Here is a 3,984-nt window from a genome sequence, read left to right as displayed (position 1 = left end):
TTAGGACAAGGCAGTGCCATTGTCCCTACAATATTTCAATTTCAAAACAGTAGAGACAAGGGATTCCCTTGTCTAAATCCTTAATTCATTGGCATTGGACTAAAATCTCCGATTCCAAATGAGTTTTGAAACAAACTAAAAACGATACGCAGGAATCTCTTGTTTATCCAAGATATTAAGCTCTAGTTTGGATGGTCTCTCTATCTCCTCTAGCTTCTCTTTGACCATATAGAGTGAGTCATTAGCTTGAATTGTTAGTGATTTTTTATCTAGTGAAAATTCAAAAGATTTAGTCGCAGAGTTTTCGTGTAGAGTAGTGGATATGGAGTGGATGAAACTTAGTATCTTGAACTCTTTTTTACTTGGAAGTAGCTCTTGGTACTCTTTATAAATCTCTTTTCTGTATAGCTCTTTTCCTCCAAAACGCAGTAGCATGGCTACTAGTATCATCTCTTTGTGTACTACACCATAGTTAAACTCATGCATAGTCACATAGAATGCGTGTTGATATGATTTGTATATGTTAAATGTATAGCCAACAGGAGTAAGCTCTATGGCGTGTATAAGGCTTTTTAGATACGAGCTATCTATATAGTTGTTATCTACAAATAGTTTAAAAAGTTTTGTGGCAGACTCTTTGGATTTTTCACTAGCATGAGGTGTGTCAAATCTATCGAGCATACTTCTGATACTTGGGTTTATATTTTTGGGAAATAGCAGAGAGTTATCTTTTAAAAAGTCATCTAAAAAGACCCCCTCTCTAACGCCTACTCCTGAGGTGATAACCTGTTTTGCACCTATATGGCTGAGAATCTCTCCAAATATAAGTGTCCCTTCACGGATGGTATCAAAACGGGCTTTTGGAAGGTTGAGATAGGATAACATTCTCTTATCAAGAGAAGATATATCTGAAAAATATCCATTTTGACTCTTTACAGAGTAGCTAAATGCGTGAATTTTATCAAGAGGATAGAGTTCATTTTTCATTATAGCTTTAGACAACGCTCTAGCAGTACCACCTATTCCTATGGCTTGACTCTGTTTAAATGTTGATGGAAGTTTTTTAAGCTCTTCTCTTATAAAGTTTTGTGACTCTTTTCGAGATTTACCTTTGTCAAAAAAAAGCTCTTTTAGTCTTACTGTACCGATATTTAGAGAGTAGGTATCGACTATTTTAGACTCTTTGATAAGTGCTAAGTCAGAAGAGCCTCCACCTATATCTATAGTAATACCATCTGTGATTGGGAGAAGATTAAGAGCAGCGATAGCTCCATATCGTGCCTCTTTTTGTCCATCTATAATCTCAATATCTAATCCAAGCTCATCTCTTATCCACTCTGTAAACTCTGAACCATTTGGAGCATCTCTTAGAGCTGATGTGGCAACAGAGATGACCTTTGTGACGGGATATAGTTTTATGGTGTTTATAAACTCTTTTAGAGCGAAGTAGGCTCGTTGTATGCCTATGGGTTGTAGGTATCCACCTTTTTCATAAGCACCTTCACCTATACGAACTTTGGATTTTTTTTCACAGATAAGATGAAATCCATACTGGCTACTTCTTTGATATATAACCAATCTTGCTGAGTTGGAACCTATGTCGATAATCGCTGTAGCTTCTGACATAAAAGAGTCTACTCTTCTAATTGGAGTTGAGAGAATTTAAACTTTAGCTCTTCAATACTCTCTACGGCATCTGGATTTGACTTAATACAGTCAACAGGGCAGACAGCAATACATTGAGGTTCATCATAGTGTCCCACACACTCTGTGCACCTGTCTGTATCAATTAAATATATTGGGTCATTCTCTTCTATTGCATCATTTGGACACTCATCTCTACAAGCATCACATGCTATACACTCATCTGAAATTTTTAAAGCCATATTTTATCTACTCACTTATAATTTTTACAGGTTTATATCTTATCAAAGCTTTGAAATAATTTAAATGTTAATATTCATTATGTAAAAAACGGCTAAATGGAAATCTAATACTTGCGATAGCACCCTGCTCATCTTCTCTATTCTCTAATTTGATAATTACACCGATAGACTCTGCTGCATTTTGAGCAATAAATAGTCCCAAACCTGCTCCTGTTGATTCAACAGAGCGTTTAAATGGTGCAAAAAAGTCTTGATTTTCATCTACTCCTTTACCTTCATCCATAATCTCTATTATAAAATTATCTTTGTCGGTACGAGTAGATAGAGTCACCATTCCACCATCTGGTGAAAAACGGAGAGCATTTTGTATAAAGTTTTGCAGTATTTGCATAAACAGTAGAGGTTGTATATTTACCATAAATCTCTCTACTTCAAAATTATATATAAAGTCTCTATTTTGCGAGTGTGCCAACAGCTCATACCCCTCAGCTTTTTGTGCCATAAAACGGATGATATTCATTCTTTTGGGCTCTTCAAACTGTCCACCTTCTGCTCGACCATACTCCAAAATATTATGAATCATATTATTTAGGGTATCTATAGAGTCTATATTCTGCTGTAGAGTCTCTCTTATGGTCTCATCTAGATTCTCATCTTTTTTATACTTCATCATAGTTATTTGGTTTTTTAGTCTCATGACAGCAAGAGGAGTTTTTAACTCATGTGCTGTTCCTACAAATAGCTCTTTTCTATAGTTAATAGATGTTTTTATTTTAGAGATTAGACTGTTAAAAGCATCTCCTAACTGTGAAAATTCTTGAGGAAGTTCACTTGTTATAATAGGTCGTAAAAGACTCTCATTCATATTGCTAAACTTATATGTTAGTTTACGAAGAGGTTGTATGATTCGTGCTGAGAGTTGAGATGCGTAGTAGACTATAAGTAAAAGTGCTATAATAATTACAGCTAACATAGTTAAATACATATTAGAGAGTAGTTTTTTCTCTTCTGTAATATCTTTTTTAATTATAATAAACTGTTCTGATTTTAGACTTTTTTTTGTAAGTATTAAAAAATTATGATGACCTTTTTGTATATGTTTAAGACCCTCTTTTTGGCTCTTAGAGGTAATAGTGACATCAATTTTATAAATTTTATTTAGATAAAGTGGATTGAAATCTTTAGAAAATTCATCCTGACCTGAGTAGTTGTCGAGAATAAGGTTAGCTTGTTTATTAATATCTTTTTTTATATTTTCATGTAAATATAGGGAGAAGTAGAACGATATAAATAGTACAACAGCTATGAGTATTGCTGTTATAAAAACAGCAACCTCTAAGAAAAATCCACTCCCTAAGCTCCTTTTGGAAAGCAAAATCTATACCCTCTTCTTCGGACAGTCTCAATGGTTGTAATGTTTAGTGGTTTATCCATCTTCTGTCTTATTTGGTTTATTGCAACCTCAATGACATTTGGAGTAACTAATTCAGGCTCTTCCCAAATAGCATCTAGCAGTTGCTCTTTTGAGACGATTTGGTCTTTATGCATCGCTAGGTGAGTTAGTACTTCAAAAGGTTTACCTTTTAACTCTATCTCCACACCATCATAGATAATTCTCTCCTCTTCAGGATTGATTACTAGATTATCTACCTCAATAATATTTGAACCACCAAAACGAAGTTTTGCTTCGATTCGAGTTGTCAATACTTCAAAATCAAATGGCTTTCTAATAAAGTCATCAGCTCCTGCTCTAAGTGCCTCTATCTCACTCTCTCTGTCATCTCTTGCGGAAAGTATTATAACAGATGTTTTTGGTGATTTTTCTTTTAATTTAACAATAATATCAATTCCATTACCATCTGGTAACATCCAATCAAGTAGTACCAAATCATAATTTCTAATTCCTAAAAAATACTCACCATCTTTGATGTTTGCCGCTACATCATTTTGGAAACCAAACTCTTTTAGTCCGTCTGACAGTGTCTTGCTTAATGTTACTTCATCTTCTATAATTAATATTCTCATTTTATTTAAAACTCCTACTTTAATATTTTTTTAATATTATAACACAAAAAGATTATAGTTTAAAGTTTTTTTA

Annotated in this window: 4 protein-coding genes; all 4 read right to left on the bottom strand. The window is 33.8% G+C overall.

Annotated features, from left to right (window positions below; genetic code table 11):
* Window positions 1-135 precede the first annotated feature (135 nt).
* The gene (locus GSY74_RS01990; RefSeq protein WP_164663443.1) at window positions 136-1,626 is read right to left on the bottom strand and encodes a Ppx/GppA phosphatase family protein; all 1,491 of its coding nucleotides are present in this window, start codon (window positions 1,624-1,626) and stop codon (window positions 136-138) included.
* Between the two features lie 8 nt (window positions 1,627-1,634).
* Complete coding sequence (locus GSY74_RS01985; RefSeq protein ID WP_164663442.1) at window positions 1,635-1,886, bottom strand: YfhL family 4Fe-4S dicluster ferredoxin; 252 nt, start codon at window positions 1,884-1,886, stop codon at window positions 1,635-1,637.
* Between the two features lie 67 nt (window positions 1,887-1,953).
* The gene (locus tag GSY74_RS01980; RefSeq protein WP_164663441.1) at window positions 1,954-3,261 is read right to left on the bottom strand and encodes a HAMP domain-containing sensor histidine kinase; all 1,308 of its coding nucleotides are present in this window, start codon (window positions 3,259-3,261) and stop codon (window positions 1,954-1,956) included.
* Window positions 3,240-3,911 (bottom strand): homeostatic response regulator transcription factor HsrA, encoded by a 672-nt coding sequence (gene hsrA / locus GSY74_RS01975; protein ID WP_164663440.1) that lies wholly within the window; start codon window positions 3,909-3,911, stop codon window positions 3,240-3,242. Before hsrA ends, GSY74_RS01980 begins: the two co-directional genes overlap by 22 nt.
* Between the last annotated feature and the right edge of the window lie 73 nt (window positions 3,912-3,984).

Source organism: Sulfurovum sp. bin170 (assembly GCF_010892395.1).
Classification (GTDB): domain Bacteria; phylum Campylobacterota; class Campylobacteria; order Campylobacterales; family Sulfurovaceae; genus UBA1140.
Note: the sequence above shows the minus strand (reverse complement) of the source record. Positions and strands in the feature narration are given on the sequence as shown.